Genomic DNA, 20,106 nt, shown 5'->3' on the forward strand with positions numbered 1-20,106 from the left:
TCCAGTTCCCTGTCACGCGGATTCCACGTATGGACGTGTACCTGTGAATCGTTTCCGTGATGCGGCTTTTTATGGAACCGGTGCGCCTGTCTTGCCACTCACCGACTGAAGGATTCCTCTCAGGATTACCACCCGCCACCAACAGGCGAAAATGGACAGGGAGATGCACTGTGCAGGCACCGACGATCAACCGGAACACTGAAAGCGTTATTCACCCTCAATCGACAGGCGCTGCTGACAGCGGATCAGCGCTGAGACAACGAACCGGACAGCCGACCCAACGCGCCTCACACTCGCTGAAGAGTGTCGGAAAAGGAATGCTGAAAAGCCTCGGCAAGGTGTTTCAGAAATCCAGACCACCGCAGCAGGCAGCGGCCAGGCCGCCCAGTGCAAGCCCTCCACATTCCCCCCGTCCTCATGCCAATGAAAACAACGCCCGGAGCGTCGCTCGTGAACCTCGCCCAACCGAGCCGTCTTCCTCCCGCAGGACTGGATTGGAACGCAGCGATGGCGGTCGTTTCACGTTCAAGGACGAGCAACTGGTTCGCAACGCGCCCCCACAAGGCACCCTCAAACTGGGTGCCGACGGCAAGCCCGATTTCTCTGCATTCAGCACCCCGGGCATGGCTGCGCTGCTGAGTGGCATACTCGCGGACTCCGGACAAACCTACCTGGCCCATCAGAGTACGCACGGCGTGCAGGGCCATCAGCTGCTTCAGGCCAATGGACATCTATTGCACCTGGCGCAGGACGACAGTTCGCTGGCGTTGCTTCGCAGCAGCACCGAAACAGTCCCTGTAAAAGGAAAGAAACCACCGCCCGTGCAGCTGGAGCGCGCAAATGGCCACATCCATATAACCACTCCCGGCGCACGCAAAAGTCAGGAATTACCTGGCAAGGCACATATCGCTCAGATCACTGACGTGTACCAGACCACCCACGGTGATCGCTTGCGTGTGCATGACGACCGGCTGTATCAGTTTGACCCTGCAAGCGCCCGATGGAGAGCGTCTGAAGGCATGGAGGATATTGCTTTCAATAGCCTGGCACTGGGCGGTAACGGCTCTGTCTACGCGAAAAGTGATGATGTCGTCGTCGATCTTTCCAGCCCGTTCATGCCCCACGTCGAGGTCAACGACCTGACGTCATTCTCGGTCGCGCCAGACAACACGGCGGCGCTGCTCAGCGGCACGGACACGCAGACGGTCCTGCTGACCGACATGAGCCCGGTGATCGGTGGGCTGACCCCGAAAAAAACCAGGACGCTGGAACTCGATGGCGGTCAGGCGCAGGCGGCGGCCATCGGTCTGAGCGCCAACCGTCTGTTTGTCGCAGACACTCAGGGCAGGCTCTACAGCGCCGAACGCAGTGCCTTCGAAAACGATGACCTGACATTGCGCCTCATGCCCGAGCAGACCGGCTATACGCTGGCCGATCAACCGATGGGCGGCCATCACAGCGTCACCGGGTTCATCAGTGGCGATGACGGCCGCCTCCATGCATTGATCAAGAACCGTCAGGGCGAGGTGCATTCGCATGCGCTCGACGAACAAGGCGCCACACTGCAAAGCGGCTGGAACCTGACCAATGCGCTGGTGCTGGACAACACGCGCGGGCTGCCCATGCCGCCGGCGCCCGCACCGGCAAACCGACTCAATCTGGACCGCTCGGGGCTGGTGGGCATGAGCGAAGGGCGCATCCAGCGCTGGGACGCAACACCGCAATGCTGGAAAGATGCCGGGATAAAAGACATCGACCGCCTGCAACGCGGCGCTGACAGCAATGCCTATGTGCTCAAAGGCGGCAAGCTGCTCAAACTCACCGTGACGCCCTCGCACCCCAACCAGGCCTTCGATCACAACACCGCGCTGGCCCAGACGGCCCGCTCGACCAAGGTGGAGATGGGCAAGGAAATCGAAGGGCTGGAGGGCCGGGTGATCACCGCGTTCGCCATGGTCAGCGACAACTGCTTCGTGGCCCTTGATGACAAGAATTGCCTGACCGCCCACAGAAAAGACCACGTGCCCGGTCTCCTGGAGTTCCCGGGGCTGGAAGGTGACATCAAAGAGCTCTCGCTGGACGAAAAACGCAACCTCTACGCGTTGACCAGCACCGGCGGGCTTTACTGCCTGCCCAGAAAAACCTGGCAAGCAGAAAAACTGGAAGATCTCCTGCAAGGCAAGTGGACACCTGTGAGCACGCCGCAGAGTCAACCGATCAAAGCGCTGTTCACCAATGATGACAACCTGTTGAGCGCCCAGATCGAAGACGCGCCGGGGCAAGGCCTGATGCAGCTCAAGGACGGCAAATGGCAGGCTTTCAAGCAGCGACCGGTGGAAGAGAACGGCCTGAACGACGTGCATGCCCGAATCAAGCGATCCAACAAGACCTGGCGTATTCCCGGCACCGGTCTGACGGTCAGGACAGACGTCAATGTGTTGGGGGCTGGCGGCGCGGAAAAACGCAATCGCCCCAGCACTCGGGAGTACATACGCGCCAACATTTATAAAAACACCGCAGAAGCGCCCCGCTGGATGAAGAACGCAGGCAACTATATTCAACACAGCTTTCATGGCCGTCAGGGCCTGAACGAGGTGTACGAAAGCGAGTCGATGCTGTTCAAGCAACTGGAGCTGATTCATGAGGCCGGAGGAGAGCCGCCGGCTTCAGGTCGCGATCTGAAAGCGCGCATTGCTGCACTGGCGCCGGGGCCAGAGCGCGCGACCCTGGTCAAGGAACTGGAAGCCTTTCGCGATGAGCTGGAGAATCACACCTACACCACGCTGATGGCCATCGGTCAGAGCTACGGCAGCGTAAAAAATCTGCGGCAGCAGGACGGCCTGCTCAATCAGCATGGCGAACTGGCCAGGCCTTCCGTGCGCACTCAGTTCGGCAAAGGGCTCGAAGCACTGCGTGCGCGACTCGACTTCAAAAGCTCCGGGCATGATCTGGTCAAAGAACTGCAGAACGCCCTCACCCAGGTCAGACCCTCAGCGGACAACCCCACCGAGAAACTGCTTGGAACACTTAGAAGCAATGGCCTGAAACTGAGCCACCCTAAAGCCGAGATACCGTTGGGGCAGCGGCGTGACGCACACGAAGACCATGGCTTGAGCAAAGCGCGGCTGGCACTGGACCTGGTGACCCTGAAGAACCTGAGCAGCCTGGTGGACGAAATCGAGCGACTGACGCCGCACAGTGATACCACGACGCTGCAGAACAGACTGGCCACACTGCGTGATAAGACCTACGGCGAAAATCCGGTCAAACGGGTGACGGACATGGGCTTCACTGACAACGCGGCCATGGAAAGCAGTTACGAAGCGGTCAAGTCGTTCCTGAAGTCGTTCAAAAAGCCTGATCATGCGGTCAGCGTCAACATGCGTGCCGCCACCGGCAGTAAAGACCAGGCAGAACTCGCCGAAAAATTCAAAAGCATGCTCAAACAGCTGGAGCATGGCGACGACGAAATAGGCCTGCAACGCAGTTACGGGCTGAACCTCACCAGCCCGCTGACCGTCATTGCCGACAAGGGGCTGGGGCCGTTCCCGACGGCGGGAGCCACGGGTAACCGCAACTACATTCTCAACGCCGAGCGTACCGACGGCGGCATTACGCTGTACCTGATCAGCGAAGCCGCAGGCAACATCAGCGGCGGTGTTGGCGGTGGCAATGACTTCTGGCCAGGTTTTTTCGACGCAAACAACCCGGCGCGAAGCGTCGATATCGGTAACGATCGCAAGATGACCCCCAACTTCCGCGTCGGCGGGGACGTGACAGCCACCCTGGCCGCCAGTAAACGCTCTGGCGTGGTATTCAATGTTCCGGACGAAGACATCGACGGGTTTGTCGATGACCTGTTCGAGGGCAAGCTGAACCCGCTGGACGTGTTGAAAAAAGCGGTGGACCACGAGCATTACGAGGCTCGCAGGTTCAACGCCGACATCACGATCAGCGGCAATACCGACCTGCGTGCCGGTTTCAATCTGTCCAAAGAGGGCAGCAAGCCTTTTTCCGCCATTGCACGCCTGGGCATCGCGGCAAACCTCACCGTCAACCTGATGTCGTACACCGACTACTCACTGACCCAGAAAAACGAAAAGACAGCGTTACGCGAAGGCGGCAAAAACCGCCCGCGCTGGTTCAACAGCCTGACGCTCGGCGGCCAGGCACGCGGGCAACTGGGCGGCACCCACGCCAACCCGGCAAGCGCGCCCGGTGCGACACCGGCCAGTCAGTCCGCAGCCAACAACCTGGGCGTTGCAGGGACCGCGACAGTGGATGCCAGAACCGTCAAACGGGTCAAGTTCCGCTACAACGTCGCCAAGCCCCTGACCTCGGAAGGCCTGAGCAAGTTGTCGAAAAGCCTTGGAGAGGCTTTCAAGAACAACACGGTAAAAACCGGGCTGGCCGAACTGGCCGACCCTCTCAATGCACGCTATGTCGGCAAGAGCCCGGCAGAGGCCATTCAGGCCCGGCTTGACGGGCTCAATGCGCTGTTTGCCACTGCGGTGTCGCAGAACGACAAACAGTACAAAGCACTGCGTGACTTGAAACACGCAACCGTCGAGCAGGAAGCATCGGTCAATAAGCACAGCGTTCTGAATGACGCACGCTTCGAAACCAGTAAAACCAACCTCTCGGGGCTGAGTCAGGAAAGCATACTGACCCGAATCATGAGTTCGGTGCGCGATGCCTCTGCGCCGGGCAATGCGGCACGGGTTGCCGAATTCATGCGACAGGACCCCAAGCTCAGCGCCATGCTCAAGGAGCTGGAAGGAAGCGACGGCACGCTTGCCCGTGTGCGCCTGGAACCCAAAGACGCCTTGATCGATGAAATTGACGAAGGCAGTCGCACTGGCACCCTGACGCAAAGCGACCTGTCCGCAATGCTGGAGAATCGTAACAACATGCGGATCAAACGGCTGACGGTCTTCCATACCGCGACCCAGGCCGAAAACTTCACGTCCCCGACACCGCTGCTCAGCTACAACAGTGGCGCCAACCTGAGCGTCAACAAAACCCTCGGACGTATCAACTTCATTTATGGCGAAGACCAGGACAAGCCGATTGGTTACACCTTCGACGGCGAACTGTCGCGGCCCTCGGCGTCACTCAAGGAGGCGGCTGAAAAGTTGAAGCAGGCAGGGTTCGAACTGAAAAGCTGACAACAGGATTAACAGAAAGCGCCGCAGTGAAGCGGCGCCTCTTCTGCCTTCAAGCCTGCAAAAATGTGCGGGCCTCGCGGGCCTGAGAAATAAACCCGCGAGTGACGTCACAGAACGCGGAATCATCGAGCGACGCCAACTCCTTCTGAGCGCACAAGCGCACATCGCCCTGATCGACCGCAAACCAGCAACCGTGCAGCCGGGCGACGTCAAAATTGAGGCTCAGCAACCGCTGCAGATCGGAAGACCGTTCCGGGCACCGGCCTACGCGGCAATGAAAGATGACCATCTCGCTGTGCTCGGGCAACTCGATGACCGCAGCTTCGTTATCCTGGCTGTCATACAAGGCGCAGACGCCGTTCTGCAAGGTCAGTGAAGTGCCGAGCTGGGTCCCCAGCGACGTGATCAAGCGGGAGAAATCGGGTGGCGAGGTTCTCATCGGTATAGTCCTTTAAGGAAAGCCTGGGCTGGTCAGGCACTGAGTGGCGTTTGAGCCACCGCGGTTCCTTTGAGACCGGCATTTACCCACGTCACGGAACCGAATCCGGGACACGACCACACACCGGGGGTTGATGGAAGCGGTTACTCAGGAGAGCACGTTCGTCACACGCATCGCGTCTACCCGGAGACTCATTATGTTTAATAGAATTTCGTCCAGTTTTCATAACTACGGCAGCTCAAGCACGTCTGAAGCTTCGCGAGCGTCCAGCGCAACGAGTGTTTCCAGCTTGTCTCGCGCCACGCTTCAGCACACCGCTGCGTTCAAGGCGAACCCTGAACGCTTTCTTGCGAACTATAATGTCGATGCTTCGCAGGTGTTGAGAATGGGCGATCGCCTGACCAATGAGCTATTGACCAATACGATCAAACAGGGCCACTTCGCAATGGTTCACGACGAGCACACCGGCAACTTCATGCTGACGCATGTCAACGCCGCAAGCGCTGCAGATCGGGAAAAAGTCATTCATGCCCACTGGATACCGTTCAAAAGCGGAAATGATACGCCTGGCTATGTGGACATCCCCAAGGACCCACGGTATGCCCACGCACAGGATGCGGCACCGTTTGCCTTCACGCCGGGCATGAACGGGTGCTCGATTGAAGTCAGGGAACACCCCGACAGGGCTGACTACATGCGTGTGTTTCATAATCAGCATCCGGAAAGCAGTAGCGTCAACAACAAGGTCCGCGCGATATCGGGCAGCAAGATCAGCTCCTTTGACGCTGATGACTACCATGACGATAACTCCAGAGCGCCAGTGGCCTTCAACATGATGCATTTCGACAGGGACTCGGTGAACTGGAAGTTTCTGGGCCAGTCCCTTGAGTTCGACCCTTACAACAATCAGCGGCTGAGCAGGTCCAGAGCCGGCGTCAGCACCAAAGACGCCACCGACTGATCAGGCACCGCGTCGCTCGATCCCTCGCGCGCGTGCAGGGCGACGTCGACAGTGTCGACTCGCCCTGCACGTCAACAGCCCCAACCCTGTTTCTGGAACTCATCATCACGCCCGGCCACTCACTTCGGGCACCTTCAAGGCAACAACCTCATCGACCTATAGAACCGACAGGGACGCGGCGTTCATCTCGGATAAGCCTGGAGCATGACGCCGGTTCATATGTCCACCCATCGAGGTAAAGCATCATGAGCATCGGTATACCCCCTTCCTCTTACTCACCCGTCTCGACCTCGCTGGATTTCTCGGCGTTGGGCGGTAAAAGCCCGCAGCAAACCACGGCGACCGGACAGAACACTGATCAGGCCGTGAACGCTGAAGCCCTGCTGTTCGGGGGCGACAAACAGCAAGACGTCAACTTCGGAACACCTGACAACACGGTCCAGAGTTCTCAAGACAGCAGCAAGACCGGTGACAGTTCATCCAACGTCGTCAAATTGCTCAGTGCGCTGCTCATGTCGCTGCTGCAAATGCTCATGAACCCGATGAAAAAGCAGACCCCTGATCAGCAGCAGAACCCTGGGCAGGATTCGTCTCAGAACAATAATGGCCTTGGCACCCCGCCGTCCGCCGACAGCGGTGGCGGCAGTACGCCTGCAACAGCAGGCGGTGGCAGCGGCGATACGCCCGCCGCAACAGGCGGCGGCAGCACTGACACCCCGGCTTCAACAACGGGTAATACCGGCGATATTTCAAGCCCGATGACCACCCCAACAGGCAACGACAGCACAACGGCTTCCGGTACAGACAGCACACCGACCGGTGCGGGTCCTGTGGAGACACCCAAAACTTCCGGCGACACGGTCGTTGTGAACCAGACCATCAAGGTCGGTGCCGGCGAGACCTACGACGGTCAAGGCAAGACCTTCACAGCGAGCAACGCACTGGGCAACGGCGACCAGAGCGAAAACCAGAAGCCTCTGTTCGAGCTCGCTGAAGGCGCCACCTTGAAGAATGTGAACCTGGGTCAGAATGAGGCGGACGGCATTCACGTCAACGCCAAAAATGCTCAGGAAGTCCACATTGATAACCTGCATGCCCAGAACGTCGGCGAAGACCTGATCACCGTCAAAGGTGAAGGCGGCGCGAAGGTGACCAACCTGGACATCACCAACAGCAGCGCAAAAGGCGCAGACGACAAGATCATTCAACTCAACGCCAACACTCACCTCAAAGTCGATGGTTTCAAGGCCGACGATTTCGGCACGATGGTGCGCACCAACGGCGGCAAGCAATTCGATGACATGAGCATCGAGCTGAACGGCGTGGACGCCAACCACGGCAAGTTCGCCCTCGTCAAAAGCGACAGTGATGACCTGAAACTGGCAACTGGCGACATCGCCATGACCGATGTCAAACACGCCTACGACAAAACCAGAGCGTCGACTCAGCACACGGAGCTTTGACACACTGCAAGCACCGGCAGGCAAAAGAGGGGCGCATTCAGTCGAATACGCCCCTCTTTTCGTTACAGCCGTTTCACAAGGAATTAAGCGAGCTTTAAGCCGGGTTCAGTAAGTTGGCAGCGTGGCTGGCTCATCAAGCGCCTGCCCTTCCTTCTTCCAACCCAGCAAAGGAGTGCCGCAATGCCTGGTCCTTTTGAAAAAAAATGGCTGTGCGTCAGCAGAACGGTCACTTACGTGGGCTGGTCGCTGTTCTGGCTTCTGCTCTGGGACGTGGCCGTGACGATGGACTTCATGCTGGTACAAGGCGCGGGCATAGACCTGCCGCTGATGCCACTGACGCTGCTGTGTTCGGCGCTTATCGTGCTGATCAGTTTTCGCAATTCGAGCGCCTACAACCGCTGGTGGGAGGCGCGCACCTTGTGGGGCGCGATGGTCAACAGTTCGCGCAGCTTCGGCCGTCAGGTGTTGACCTTGATCGATCGCGAGCGCAACGACTGCGACAACCCGATCAAAGCCGTGCTGTTCAAGCGTCACGTGGCCTACTTGCGAGCATTGCGCGCGCACCTGAAAGGCAACGTCGGCACCGCGAAACTGAATGGCCTGCTGTCGCTTGAAGAGATTCAGAGCGCTTCGCACAGCAACAACTTCCCCAACGACATTCTGAATGGCTCAGCCGCGATCATTTCGCAGGAGTTTGCCGCCGGACGCATCGACAGCATCCGGTTGGCCAGACTGGAGTCGACCATGGTCGAGCTGTCCAATTGCCAGGGCGGCATGGAGCGAATTGCCAATACCCCGCTGCCTTACCCCTACGTTTACTTTCCAAGGCTGTTCAGCACGCTGTTCTGCATCATCATGCCGCTGAGCATGGTGACGACCCTGGGCTGGTTCACCCCGGCGATCTCGACAGTCGTCGGCTGTATGCTGCTGGCGATGGACCGTATCGGCACCGACCTGCAAGCGCCGTTCGGCAACAGCCAGCACCGGATTCGCATGGAAGACCTGTGCAACACCATCGAAAAGAACCTGCATTCGATGTTCGATGCACCGGAAAAACAGGCGACGGCGGTGGCTCGGCAAAGCCAGGACAGTGGCCTGTGGCGGACCCATCGACTGGCTATCTAATGGCGGTTTGATGAGCGTCAAAACACAAACCCCTGCCCCAGCTCACCCTCCATCCATTCGAGAAAACGCCTGACCCTGGGGAACGTTGAATGGGCCTTGGGGAACACCAGGTGATGCGCCGCGACCGGGGCGGTCAGTTTTTCGGGGGCCACTTCGACCAGCTCGCCACTGACGAGGTATTTTTGCGCCAGCAAGGTACTTTCCAGCGCAAATCCCAGACCGTGGCTGGCCGCTTCCAGCGTCATGTACGAGCGGTCAAAACTCAGCGCGTAAGGGTTCTCCGGGCGCGACAGGCCGTGTCGGGCGAACCATTCGGGCCATTTCAACAGGGTGGCCTCGGAGAGAATCAACTCACCGTCGAGCAGGTCTGCGGCGGTGTTGACCGCAGAGCGTGCCAGCAACGTCGGTGACGCCAGCACGGCGAATTGCTCGTCACGCAGGGTGCGAACTTCGTAGCTCGGCCAGTTCGGCCTCCCGTGCCTGATATCAACGTCGATCTTGTCGCGACTGAAATGCAGCGACTCATACGAACACGACAGGTTGATCTGAATATCCGGGTGAGTCACCCGAAACGCCTCCAGCCTCGGCATCAGCCAGAGCAGCCCGAAACTGGGTGCGGAATGCAGGCGCAGGCAATCGAGGCTGACATCGCTGGCCGCACGCTCGGTGGCAACCGCCAGGCTGTGCAGCAGCCCAGAGACATCTTTCAGATACTGTTCGCCGACCGGCGTCAACGTGACCCCGCGCGCGGCGCGGACAAACAACTGTCGGCCAATCAACGCCTCCAGCCTGGCCAATTGATGGCTGACAGCGGATGGGGTCAGGTTCAGCACTTCGGCGGCTCTGGCAAGATTGCCGAAGCGGGCCGTCTGCTCGAAGGCCTGAAGCGCTTTCAGCGGTGGCAGGCTCTGGGGGGCGTCGTCATCAAGCCGCATGAAAGCTCCGATGGGTCCATTCAACAGGGTTTTGTGCATTCAACCATTCGCCTGAGCACTTGACGAGAGGTGAATTTTTTTCAGCACCCAGTGATTTTTGCGGCATTGCTCAGGCCCTGCGACGGGAACACTCTGAATCATCGATCACATGAATCGACCCCATAAAAATAATCAGAGGAATCCCTCATGCTGCTTCAAGGCAAAATCGCAATCATCACCGGCGCCGCTTCAGAGCGCGGCATCGGCCGGGCGACGGCAGTCACATTCGCTCAGCACGGTGCGCGAGTGGTGATTATTGATCTGGACGAGGCCGCCGCGCGCGACGCCGCCGCTGCACTGGGCGAAGGTCATCTGGGCCTGGCGGCCAACGTCGCCGATGAAAAACAGGTTCAAGAAGCTGTCGCCAAGGTCATCGGGCACTTTGGCCGCATTGATATTCTGGTCAATAACGCGGGCATCACCCAGCCCATCAAGACCCTGGACATTCGTCCGTCCGATTACGACAAAGTGCTCGACGTCAGCCTGCGCGGCACCTTGCTCATGTCGCAAGCGGTGATCCCGACCATGCGCGCTCAATCCAGCGGCAGTATCGTGTGCATGTCCTCGGTTTCCGCCCAACGCGGCGGCGGTATTTTCGGCGGCCCTCACTACAGCGCGGCAAAAGCCGGCGTGCTGGGCCTGGGCAAGGCGATGGCGCGTGAATTCGGCCCGGATCAGGTGCGTGTCAATGCTATCGCGCCCGGCTTGATCCACACCGATATCACCGGTGGCCTGATGCAGGATGAGCGGCGCCACGCGATCATTGACGGCATTCCGCTGGGTCGGCTGGGCGCAGCACAGGATGTGGCCAACGCCGCGCTGTTCCTGGCCAGTGACCTTTCGTCTTATCTCACCGGTGTCACGCTGGATGTGAACGGCGGCATGCTGATTCACTGACCCCGCGTGGGCGGGTCGGCAAACGGCCCGTGTTTGTTCTGGATCGAAGGTCCGCCAGGCAGTGGTCTGGCGGTCTATAAAAACAAGAGATCAGACCATCATGATCACCACCATGACTCTCGACGCGGTCTCGACCGCGCGTGCCAATGCCTACCGCAAAACCGCCTGGCGCCTGATGCCGTTCCTGATGCTGTGCTATCTGTGCGCGTACCTGGACCGCGTCAACGTCGGCTTTGCCAAGCTGCAGATGATGAGCGACCTGTCGTTCAGCGAGACCGTCTACGGCCTGGGCGCCGGGATGTTTTTCATCGGCTATTTCCTCTGTGAAGTGCCCAGCAACCTGATCCTTCACCGCGTCGGCGCACGACGCTGGATCGCCCGCATCATGATCTCCTGGGGCATCATTTCCGCCCTTTTCGCCTTCGTAGAAACCGCCTGGCAGTTCTACGCATTGCGCTTTCTGCTCGGGGTTGCCGAGGCCGGTCTGGCGCCAGGTCTGCTGCTGTACCTGACGTATTGGTTCCCCTCCTATCGCCGCGCGCGCATGACCGTGCTGTGGTTCATCGCCATCCCGCTGTCCGGCATGATCGGCGGTCCGCTGTCAGGCTACATCATGACCCGCTTTGCCGGTGTTCATGGCTGGGCCGGCTGGCAATGGATGTTCGTCCTCGAAGCCATTCCCACCGTGATCGTCGGGTTGCTGGTGCTGAGCTACCTGAAAGATGGCGTGCATCAGGCGACCTGGCTTTCGGAAGATGAAAAAGCGCTGGTCAACAAGGAGCTGGAAGAAGACAACAGCCAGAAGGTTGTACACGCCTCGATCGGTGCGTTCATCCGTGACCGTCGGCTTTGGTTGCTGGCGTGCATCTACTTCTGCGTGGTGATGGGCCAGTACGCGATCACCTTCTGGCTGCCGACGCTGATTCGTAATGCGGGCGTCTCCGACCCGCTGCACATCGGCCTGATGACCAGCCTTCCCTACCTGTGCGCAATCGTCGTCATGCTGTTGATGGGCCGCAGCGGCGACAAACACCGCGAACGCAGATGGCACCTGGTCGGCCCGATGATCGCCGGTGCTCTGGGCCTGAGCCTTGCGGCGTTGTTCGGCGGCAACCTGCTGCTGTCCGTGCTGAGCCTGTGCCTCGCGGCGGCGGGCATCCTGTCTGCGTCCTCGATGTTCTGGATGCTGCCCACCACCCTGCTGGGGGGCGTTTCTGCCGCCGCCGGAATCGCCGGGATCAACAGCTTCGCCAATCTCGCGGGCTTCTGCTCGCCTTACCTGATCGGCTGGATCACCACCCTGACCGGCTCCAGCGCCATTGGCATGTACCTGATCACCGGGGTGCTGTTCGTCGGCGCCTTTCTGGTACTGCGCATCCCGGCCGCCTCGGTCAATCGTTGAATCAACGGAGTCATCACCATGACAGCCACTACGTTATCTGCACCTTCCACCTCACTGGCGCAGCGTGCTCACAACATCCGTCGACACGCCTTGCGCATGGGCCAGGTTCAGGGCCAGGGGTATGTCGGGCAGGCATTGGGCGCGGCCGATCTGCTCGCGGTGTCCTACTTCCACGCCATGACCTACAAGCCGGAAAACCCTGAGTGGGAACAGCGCGACCGGTTTTACCTTTCTATCGGCCATTACGCCATTGCGTTGTACGCGGCGCTGATCGAAGCCGACATCATCCCGCTCGATGAGCTGGAAACCTACGGCTCGGATGACAGCCGTCTGCCCATGTCAGGCATGGCGACTTACACCCCCGGCATGGAAATTACCGGTGGCTCGCTGGGTCATGGGCTGGGCATAGCGGTCGGCGCGTGCCTGGGCTTGAAACGCAAGGCCTCCAGCGCCTTCGTCTACAACCTGCTGTCCGATGGAGAATTGAACGAAGGCTCTACCTGGGAAGCGGCCATGTCGGCCTCTCACTGGAAGCTGGATAACCTGATCGCGATCATCGACGTGAACAATCAGCAGGCCGATGGCCACTCCAGTGAGGTGCTGGCGTTTGAACCGATCGTGGATCGCTGGCAGGCATTTGGCTGGTTCACCCAGCGGGTCGACGGCAACGACCTGAACGCATTGGTCGCGGCCTTCGACGCCGCTCGCCAACACGACGGCGCACAGCCCAGGGTGATCATTTGCGACACGAAAATGGGCAAGGGCGTGGCGTTTCTGGAAACCCGTGAAAAGACCCACTTTATCCGCGTCGACGAGCATGAATGGGACATCGCGCTGAACAACCTCGACGAGGGGAAAACCGTATGAGTTCCGCCAATCACCCTTCGGCGCCTGCTTCGGGCGCCGTGAAGAAAAAACTGACGACCTCGGCGATGATTGCGTCCATCGCGTCCGAAGGCCAGGCCACTCGCGCTGCGCCGTTCGGCCATGCACTGGCTGCATTGGCAGAGCAACGCCAGGACATCGTCGGGCTGTCGGCTGACCTGTCGAAATACACCGACTTGCACATCTTCGCCAAAGCGCACCCTGAACGCTTTTACCAGATGGGCATGGCCGAGCAGTTGTTGATGAGCGCGGCAGCTGGCATGGCCCGGGAAGGCTTTGTGCCGTTCGCGACCACGTATGCGGTGTTCGCGTCGCGACGCGCCTATGACTTCATCTGTATGGCAATTGCCGAAGACAACCTCAACGTCAAGATCGTCTGCGGCCTGCCAGGGCTGACCACCGGTTACGGCCCCAGCCACCAGGCGACCGACGACCTGGCGATCTTCCGGGCCATGCCCAACCTGATGATTGTCGACCCTTGCGATGCGCTGGAAATCGAACAGGCCGTGCCCGCGATTGCCGCGCATCAAGGCCCGGTGTACATGCGTTTGCTGCGCGGCAACGTACCGCTGGTGCTGGACGAATACGGTTACACGTTCGAGATCGGCAAAGCCAAAACCTTGCGCACCGGCAACGACGTGCTGATCATTTCCACCGGCCTGATGACCATGCGCGCACTGGAAGCCGCCAAGGCACTTCAGGCCGACGGTGTTGATGTGGCAGTGCTGCATGTGCCGACCATCAAGCCGCTGGACGAGCAGACCCTTCTGGCCGAAGCCCGAAAACCGGGCCGGCTGGTGGTCACCGCTGAAAACCATTCGGTCATCGGCGGGCTGGGCGAAGCCGTGGCGACGGTGCTGCTGCGCAATGGCGTCACACCGACCTTCAGGCAGATCGCCCTGCCGGACGCCTTTCTCGATGCCGGCGCGCTGCCTACACTGCATGATCGTTACGGCATTTCCACACCGGCGGTCTGCGCGCAAATCAAGGCCTGGCTTTAGGCACTGAACTGCGCAGCGACAATTGTCCCTGCGCATCGGGAGTTACCCTTGGACGCACATGAATTGCTGGACCCGGCCTATCGCTCGTTCCTGGACGAGCCTTCCAGCCACTGGACGCTGCACACCCTCCACGAGATCAGGGCCCGCGTCAGTTCCACCTGGACATCGGCGGCGGCCTCAAGGGGCGAACAACACTGGACCACAGACGAACCGGCCAGCCGCGTCAGGCTATGCCTTTACCGGCCTGACCCGCCGTCTGATCAGAAGAAGCTGCCGGTCATCCTGTACATCCACGGGGGCGGCTTTGTGCTCGGCAGACCGGAAATGGCCGATGATTACCTGGCAGAACTGGCCATCGAGCTGAACGCAATCATCGTCGCCGTCGATTACCGGCTCGCGCCCGAGCATGCATTCCCGATTCCGCTCGAGGACTGCCATGCGGCTCTGGAGTGGATTTTCCAGACGGGTCACACGCTGGGTATGGACATCCGCAATGTGGTGATCATGGGCCACAGCGCCGGCGGCGGGCTGGCGGCGGCGTTAGCCATGCGGGCAAGAGACAACGCGGTTCATCAAGCTGCAGGGCTGGTTCTGATCTATCCGATGCTGGATCACAGAACCGGTTCGACCGATGCGCCGCCCTCCAACCCGACCACCGGCACCGTCAGTTGGTCGCGTCAGGCCAACCGGTTTTGCTGGGACTGCCTGCGCAGTGACTACGCGCTGGATGATGATCGGGCCACGCTGTTCTCCCCTGCACTGGCCAGCGATTTAAGGGGTCTGCCTTCTGCGTTTATCTGCGTCGGCGCGCTGGATCTGTTTCTGGAAGAAGACCTGGCGTTCGGGCTGACACTGTCGCGCTCCGGGGTACACGTGGAACTGCACGTTTACCCCGGAGTGCCACACATGTTCGATCAGTTACCGGGATGGCAAACCCGACAGGCGCAGCAGGACGTTGCCCGCGCCGTCAGCAGGATGATTGTTGCGCACTCGGATTGAACCGCGCAGTGCTTATGCAATTTCAAGCGCCAGCTGCCGAGGTGGTGGTCGTCAGAATTCAGCCCCTGACCAACCCTTTCCGTCGAAGGGCACTCTATCGGCGGTCATAGGGTGTACCATCAAGGATTACCCACCACCTAATTAGTCAGCCATGTCCTTGCAAAGCGAAGAGAGCCGCCACATCGTAGCCTCTCTGGCGCTACGTATGGGTCCCACCGCTGACGCTGCAAAAGCTGCCGAGACCATCGTCTCGGTGTTGCAGGATATCGACGCAGCCCTGACGCCTATCATTGGCCAGCAAGGGGTTGCCGCCCTCTATCGTCGCAGTTTCCATCTTTGCATCGGTGCGCATCAGCGCCTGGCTGGCACCTACGACACCGTGCAGTTCCCGATGGACTTCAAAGCACTCGAAGCGATCCTTGTCGAGCAGAGCAAAACCGACATGCTGTTTTTCGGAGAAACGCTGCTGACCACCCTTTACGAGCTTCTGACCACGCTGATCGGGCCGTCGCTCACCGCACGTTTGCTGAGTAGCGTATGGGCGCCCGCCCTGAGCGACACCCCTTTGCAGGAAAATTCGCCATGAGCACCAAAGTGACTATCAACCGCTTGGCCACCGGTGTGCCAGGACTGGACGAGGTCCTGGGCGGTGGCTTGCCGGAGTTTTCGTTCAACCTGATCGCCGGTCCGCCTGGTTGTGGCAAAACCACACTGGCCCACCAGATGATGTTTGCCCTGGCGACGCCCGAACGCCCGGCGCTGTTCTTCACCGTGCTAGGCGAACCGCCGCTGAAGATGCTTCGCTACCAGCAGCAATTCGATTTTTTCGACAGCGCAGCGATCAATCAGTCGATTCGCTACGTCAATCTGGCCGATGACACCCTGGCCGGTGACCTCGATGAAGTGTTACGGCGCATTGTCAGCGAGGTGGAGACCCACTCCCCGGCGCTGGTGTTTGTCGACTCGTTTCGCTCCGTGGTGCTGGCCAGCCAGACGCAGCACAACCCGAACAACAACCTGCCACAGTTCGTCCAGCAGCTGGGCATGCTGATGACCACTTGGCAGGCAACGACCTTCCTGATCGGTGAATACTTCAATGAAACCGACACCAATCCGATTTTCACGGTCGCCGATGGCTTGATCTGGCTTCGTCAGAGCGTTCAGCGCAACTCGATGGTGCGCAAGATGGAAATCATGAAGATGCGCGGCCAGCCAACGCTGCCCGGTCTGCATACGTTCCGCATCGCAAACGCCGGTATCACTGTGTTCGCGCCGGCCAGGCTTGATGCGGTTGAAGCAGCGCCTGAATTTCCGGTCAAACGCCTGAAAATGGGCGTACCGCGGCTGGATGAGATGCTCGGCGGAGGCCTGCCTCGCGGGTATTCGCTGCTGGTGGCCGGGCCGTCAGGTTCGGGGAAAAGCATTCTGGCCGCCAGTTTTCTCGCTGAAGGCGCGCGCAATGGCGAGACCGGCGTTATCGCGGTGTTCGAACAGCGTCCCAATCATTTTCAGAACACCGCCCTCGCGAGCCTGATCCAGGAAGGACAGGTCGGCCTGGTAGACAACCGTGCGCCGGACCTGTCCATTGACGAGATCGTGCAGCTGATCCTGAGTGAGATCACCCGGTTGAAAGCCACCCGTGTGGTCATTGACTCGCTGTCCGGATTCGAACTCGCGCTGGCACCGACCTTCCGTGACGACTTTCGCGAGTCGCTGTCACGCATGGTCACCGCGCTGACCAGCGTCGGGGTCAGCGTGCTGCTCACCTCGGAACTGGAAGACCGTTATACCGACCTGCGCTTCAGCCCTTACGGCACGGCGTTTCTCACCGACGCGATCATTGTTCAGCGCTACATCGAGGTAGACAGCCGCCTGCTACGCATCATGGCCGTCGTGAAGATCAGGGCCAGCGCGCACTCCAACGAGCTTCGCCAGTACGTCATCGATGAAGACGGCATACACCTTGGTGAACGGCTGTCGAATCAGGAAGGCCTGCTGGGTGGCCGTCCTACCAGACAGCATTCAGGAGCGGCACTGACCGGGGATACAAATGATTGAGTCAGACTTGTGAGCGACGCCGATGGCAAGAACGAACGCGAGATAGCCAGTGCTGCTCACGAACTCTTCCTGCTTGGCCAGAAAACCGTCGAAGCGCGTGCCGTGCTGGCTGCACTGCAAAACCAGTTGAGCGATGCCAGCGATCGGCTGGTGGATACCCGGCAGGTCGAGCACGTGATCGAGGCCAATCAGCAATTGGTGATGGCGGTGCTACTGGCGCAATCAAACGCGGCAGGCTCTCCTTGTCTGAAGGAGCAGCGCCTGTATGACGAGCTTCGCGAAGCCAATGCGCAACTGGTCATGGCCGCGCTGAGCGCCCAAGACCTTCAGGCCAATGCAGAGCAGGCGCTGATTAAACAGAAAAGCGTACTGGCGATGGTCGCCCATGAATTGCGCAACCCCTTGACGCCCATCAGCATGATCGCCGAGCGAATGGTCCGGCTGCCCAGCGAAGAGCTGCCGCGGATGCGTGAGCTGATCGAGCATCAGGTTCGACACATATCCCAACTGGTCGACGACCTTCTCGACGTCTCCCGCGCCAGCACCGGCAAATTACGAATTGATTGCCATGTTCTCGACATGACGCCGGTTCTGAAAGAAGCCATCGAGGTGTGCGGCCCGGTTATCACGGCGAAAAAACAGCACTTCGAGACCCATCTGATTGACGGCCCGCTGATGCTGAATGGAGACCCGGTGCGCCTCGCACAGATTCTTCATAATCTGTTGGCAAATGCAGCCAAATACACACCGGTCAACGGCACGATCAAACTGTCTGCCAGCGTTGAGGCGGGCCTGTTGAACCTCAGCATCTCCGACAACGGCATCGGTATTTCACCCACTGTGCTGCCCTACATTTTCAACCCTTATGTTCAGGACGAACACGCCATAGGCTTTAATGGCACCGGCCTGGGCATCGGCTTGACCGTGGTTCGCGAACTGGTCGAAGCACACGGCGGCAAAGTTATCGCCATCAGTGCAGGCAACGGGATGGGCAGCGAGTTTCTGGTGACGTTGCCACTGTTGCAGGATTGACGGGCGTTACTGATTGCAGGAACGCATTTCACTGCTCGACAAAGGAGTTGTCTTCATGACTGCACCGACACTTCACTTGATGTGCGGCAAGATTGCCTCAGGCAAATCGACGCTCGCCAAAACACTTGCCACTGAATATTCAGCCATCCTGCTGAGCGAAGATTATTGGCTCTCAAGGCTTTACCCTGACGACATCACGTCAGTGGCCGACTACGTCCGGTTTGCACACCGGATTCGCGATGTCGTTGGCCCTTTGGTTGTCAGCCTTCTGCAATCAGGCGTTACGGTGGTTCTGGATTTTCCTGCCAATACGCATGCAGACCGCCAGTGGCTCCGCACGCTGGCGGAGGAATCGGGGACGGCGCATTGCCTGCACTTTCTTGACGTAGAAGACGACATCTGCCTGGCCAGACTGCACGCCCGCAACCACAACGCCGAGCATGACTTTTCAGCCACCGACGCCGAATTCAGGCTGATCACAGGTTATTTCCGGTCTCCGGACGCAGCGGAAGGCCTGAATATTCTGGTCCACAATGCGTAAGAGTGAGTGTGGGAAGGAACATCGCCGGATGCCCACACATGCAGGGCTGTCAGAGCCAGCCAGGTCAGATAATCGGATATTCGAACTGATATCATCCCGGAACCTGCACGCCGAGTAGACGACCATGAATCGCCGCAAAAAAATACAACAGCTGTTAAAAGCTCATGCCAAGAAGGCCAGCGCCAAACTGGCACCGCAGAGCAAGCCCAGGTACATCAGCAAAGCAGACCGCCTCAAGCTGGCGGATGAACCCGGTCAGGATTCGATTATTGCTGCCGAGAAGTGATCGCAGCGGTTCGGCGTCATGAACGGTCACGTTCCTGGCGCACCTGCCTGACACGTGTTTTCTCTTTAAGTAACTGAATAACCGGGGCAGGCACTGTTGACGCCTCAACAGGCCCGCCTCAGAAGCCTTCTTCAGGGCCGGCTCGCCAGCTTACTTGGCAAACGCATATTCACCGCCCTGCTCGAGTGCCTTGCGGTAGGCGGGTCTGTCCTGCAGGCGTTTTACCCATGCAACCACATGCGGGTAGGGCTGCAGCATCCCCTGAGCGTTGGCGAATTCGCCAATGAAGCTCATCTGGACATCCGCACCACTCAACGCGTCGCCCAACAGGTACGGTGTCAGCCCCAACGATTTGTTCAGGTAACCCAGGTAATTGGCCAGCTCCGACTGGATACGAGGGTGAAGCGGCGCACCGGCATCCCCCAGACGTCCCACGTACAGGTTGAGCATCAGCGGCAGGATGGCCGAGCCTTCGGCGAAGTGCAGCCATTGCACGTACTCGTCGTACGTGGCGCTGGTCGGCTCCGGTTGCAGGCGTCCGCCGCCATGACGGCGAATCAGGTAATCGACGATGGCACCGGACTCGATCACTACATGGGGGCCGTCTTCGATCACCGGCGATTTGCCCAGCGGATGGATGGCCTTGAGTTCAGGGGGCGCGAGGTTGGTTTTCGGGTCGCGCTCGTAGCGCTTGATCTCGTAGGGCAGACCAAGCTCCTCAAGAAGCCAGAGAATACGTTGCGAACGTGAGTTGTTGAGGTGATGAACAATGATCATGTCGGGGCTCCGCTGGATGAGAGTAGGTGTCTAGAAAAGACTACTGCACCGTCAGGGAGTGCCCTGAAATGAAGTTGGATGCTGGCAGAGGCCATCTG

17 protein-coding genes are annotated in these 20,106 nt (G+C 59.4%); 14 read left to right on the plus strand and 3 right to left on the minus strand.

Features of this window, described 5'->3' with window-relative positions:
* Positions 1-170: 170 nt before the first annotated feature.
* Positions 171-5,168, plus strand: coding sequence for an AvrE-family type 3 secretion system effector (locus BW686_RS13505; protein ID WP_086934814.1), 4,998 nt, complete (start codon positions 171-173; stop codon positions 5,166-5,168).
* A gap of 49 nt (positions 5,169-5,217) precedes the next feature.
* On the opposite strand, the gene BW686_RS13510 is transcribed toward BW686_RS13505, so the two are convergent.
* Entirely contained in the window at positions 5,218-5,607 is a 390-nt protein-coding gene (locus BW686_RS13510) for a type III secretion system chaperone (protein ID WP_084917480.1), read from the minus strand.
* 196 nt (positions 5,608-5,803) lie between these two features.
* Here BW686_RS13510 and BW686_RS13515 point away from each other — a divergent pair, with 196 nt between their 5' ends.
* From BW686_RS13515 to BW686_RS13525, 3 genes are all read left to right on the plus strand, one after another.
* Positions 5,804-6,568, plus strand: coding sequence for a hypothetical protein (locus tag BW686_RS13515; RefSeq protein WP_143514187.1), 765 nt, complete (start codon positions 5,804-5,806; stop codon positions 6,566-6,568).
* A gap of 245 nt (positions 6,569-6,813) precedes the next feature.
* A complete protein-coding gene (locus BW686_RS13520) occupies positions 6,814-8,031 on the plus strand; it encodes a pectate lyase (RefSeq protein ID WP_084917485.1) in 1,218 nt (405 codons plus the stop codon).
* 180 nt (positions 8,032-8,211) lie between these two features.
* Positions 8,212-9,156 (plus strand): bestrophin family protein, encoded by a 945-nt coding sequence (locus BW686_RS13525; RefSeq protein ID WP_084917488.1) that lies wholly within the window; start codon positions 8,212-8,214, stop codon positions 9,154-9,156.
* A gap of 17 nt (positions 9,157-9,173) precedes the next feature.
* Here the strand turns inward: BW686_RS13525 and BW686_RS13530 are convergent, their stop codons facing one another.
* Positions 9,174-10,091, minus strand: a complete 918-nt coding sequence (locus BW686_RS13530; protein ID WP_084917669.1) for a LysR substrate-binding domain-containing protein — start codon at positions 10,089-10,091, stop codon at positions 9,174-9,176.
* Positions 10,092-10,277: 186 nt separating this feature from the next.
* On the opposite strand from BW686_RS13530, the gene BW686_RS13535 reads away from it, so the two are divergent.
* The 10 genes from BW686_RS13535 to BW686_RS13580 all read left to right on the plus strand — a co-directional run bounded on the left by BW686_RS13535 (position 10,278) and on the right by BW686_RS13580 (position 19,231).
* The gene (locus BW686_RS13535) at positions 10,278-11,027 is read left to right on the plus strand and encodes an SDR family NAD(P)-dependent oxidoreductase (protein WP_084917491.1); all 750 of its coding nucleotides are present in this window, start codon (positions 10,278-10,280) and stop codon (positions 11,025-11,027) included.
* 100 nt (positions 11,028-11,127) lie between these two features.
* On the plus strand, positions 11,128-12,429 hold the full coding sequence (locus BW686_RS13540; RefSeq protein ID WP_084917494.1) for an MFS transporter: 1,302 nt from the start codon (positions 11,128-11,130) through the stop codon (positions 12,427-12,429).
* 18 nt (positions 12,430-12,447) lie between these two features.
* Entirely contained in the window at positions 12,448-13,296 is an 849-nt protein-coding gene (locus BW686_RS13545; RefSeq protein ID WP_084917497.1) for a transketolase, read from the plus strand.
* Positions 13,293-14,315, plus strand: coding sequence for a transketolase family protein (locus BW686_RS13550; RefSeq protein WP_084917499.1), 1,023 nt, complete (start codon positions 13,293-13,295; stop codon positions 14,313-14,315). Before BW686_RS13545 ends, BW686_RS13550 begins: the two co-directional genes overlap by 4 nt.
* Before the next feature lie 48 nt (positions 14,316-14,363).
* Positions 14,364-15,314 (plus strand): alpha/beta hydrolase, encoded by a 951-nt coding sequence (locus tag BW686_RS13555; protein ID WP_084917502.1) that lies wholly within the window; start codon positions 14,364-14,366, stop codon positions 15,312-15,314.
* Between the two features lie 205 nt (positions 15,315-15,519).
* Positions 15,520-15,900 (plus strand): hypothetical protein, encoded by a 381-nt coding sequence (locus BW686_RS13560; protein ID WP_084917504.1) that lies wholly within the window; start codon positions 15,520-15,522, stop codon positions 15,898-15,900.
* Complete coding sequence (locus BW686_RS13565; protein WP_084917506.1) at positions 15,897-17,372, plus strand: ATPase domain-containing protein; 1,476 nt, start codon at positions 15,897-15,899, stop codon at positions 17,370-17,372. The genes BW686_RS13560 and BW686_RS13565 overlap by 4 nt, the downstream gene beginning before the upstream one ends.
* A gap of 9 nt (positions 17,373-17,381) precedes the next feature.
* On the plus strand, positions 17,382-18,404 hold the full coding sequence (locus BW686_RS13570; RefSeq protein WP_084917509.1) for a sensor histidine kinase: 1,023 nt from the start codon (positions 17,382-17,384) through the stop codon (positions 18,402-18,404).
* A 55-nt stretch (positions 18,405-18,459) separates the two neighbouring features.
* The gene (locus BW686_RS13575) at positions 18,460-18,945 is read left to right on the plus strand and encodes an AAA family ATPase (protein ID WP_084917511.1); all 486 of its coding nucleotides are present in this window, start codon (positions 18,460-18,462) and stop codon (positions 18,943-18,945) included.
* 124 nt (positions 18,946-19,069) lie between these two features.
* Positions 19,070-19,231 (plus strand): DUF2986 domain-containing protein, encoded by a 162-nt coding sequence (locus BW686_RS13580; RefSeq protein WP_084917514.1) that lies wholly within the window; start codon positions 19,070-19,072, stop codon positions 19,229-19,231.
* 150 nt (positions 19,232-19,381) lie between these two features.
* Here the strand turns inward: BW686_RS13580 and BW686_RS13585 are convergent, their stop codons facing one another.
* Positions 19,382-20,008, minus strand: a complete 627-nt coding sequence (locus BW686_RS13585) for a glutathione S-transferase family protein (RefSeq protein WP_084917517.1) — start codon at positions 20,006-20,008, stop codon at positions 19,382-19,384.
* Positions 20,009-20,106 lie beyond the last annotated feature (98 nt).

It is taken from the genome of Pseudomonas syringae (assembly GCF_002157375.1).
GTDB classification, from domain to species: Bacteria; Pseudomonadota; Gammaproteobacteria; order Pseudomonadales; family Pseudomonadaceae; genus Aquipseudomonas; species Aquipseudomonas syringae_T.

Excerpts from the sequence above, each read along its gene's own strand:
- BW686_RS13535 (WP_084917491.1), top strand. The coding sequence starts at position 10,278 with ATGCTGCTTCAAGGCAAAATCGCAATCATCACCGGCGCCGCTTCAGAG.
- BW686_RS13580 (WP_084917514.1), top strand. The coding sequence starts at position 19,070 with ATGAATCGCCGCAAAAAAATACAACAGCTGTTAAAAGCTCATGCCAAG.
- BW686_RS13530 (WP_084917669.1), bottom strand. The coding sequence starts at position 10,091 with ATGCGGCTTGATGACGACGCCCCCCAGAGCCTGCCACCGCTGAAAGCG.
- BW686_RS13525 (WP_084917488.1), top strand. The coding sequence starts at position 8,212 with ATGCCTGGTCCTTTTGAAAAAAAATGGCTGTGCGTCAGCAGAACGGTC.
- BW686_RS13515 (WP_143514187.1), top strand. The coding sequence starts at position 5,804 with ATGTTTAATAGAATTTCGTCCAGTTTTCATAACTACGGCAGCTCAAGC.
- BW686_RS13575 (WP_084917511.1), top strand. The coding sequence starts at position 18,460 with ATGACTGCACCGACACTTCACTTGATGTGCGGCAAGATTGCCTCAGGC.
- BW686_RS13550 (WP_084917499.1), top strand. The coding sequence starts at position 13,293 with ATGAGTTCCGCCAATCACCCTTCGGCGCCTGCTTCGGGCGCCGTGAAG.
- BW686_RS13585 (WP_084917517.1), bottom strand. The coding sequence starts at position 20,008 with ATGATCATTGTTCATCACCTCAACAACTCACGTTCGCAACGTATTCTC.
- BW686_RS13545 (WP_084917497.1), top strand. The coding sequence starts at position 12,448 with ATGACAGCCACTACGTTATCTGCACCTTCCACCTCACTGGCGCAGCGT.
- BW686_RS13540 (WP_084917494.1), top strand. The coding sequence starts at position 11,128 with ATGATCACCACCATGACTCTCGACGCGGTCTCGACCGCGCGTGCCAAT.
- BW686_RS13560 (WP_084917504.1), top strand. The coding sequence starts at position 15,520 with ATGGGTCCCACCGCTGACGCTGCAAAAGCTGCCGAGACCATCGTCTCG.
- BW686_RS13565 (WP_084917506.1), top strand. The coding sequence starts at position 15,897 with ATGAGCACCAAAGTGACTATCAACCGCTTGGCCACCGGTGTGCCAGGA.
- BW686_RS13510 (WP_084917480.1), bottom strand. The coding sequence starts at position 5,607 with ATGAGAACCTCGCCACCCGATTTCTCCCGCTTGATCACGTCGCTGGGG.
- BW686_RS13520 (WP_084917485.1), top strand. The coding sequence starts at position 6,814 with ATGAGCATCGGTATACCCCCTTCCTCTTACTCACCCGTCTCGACCTCG.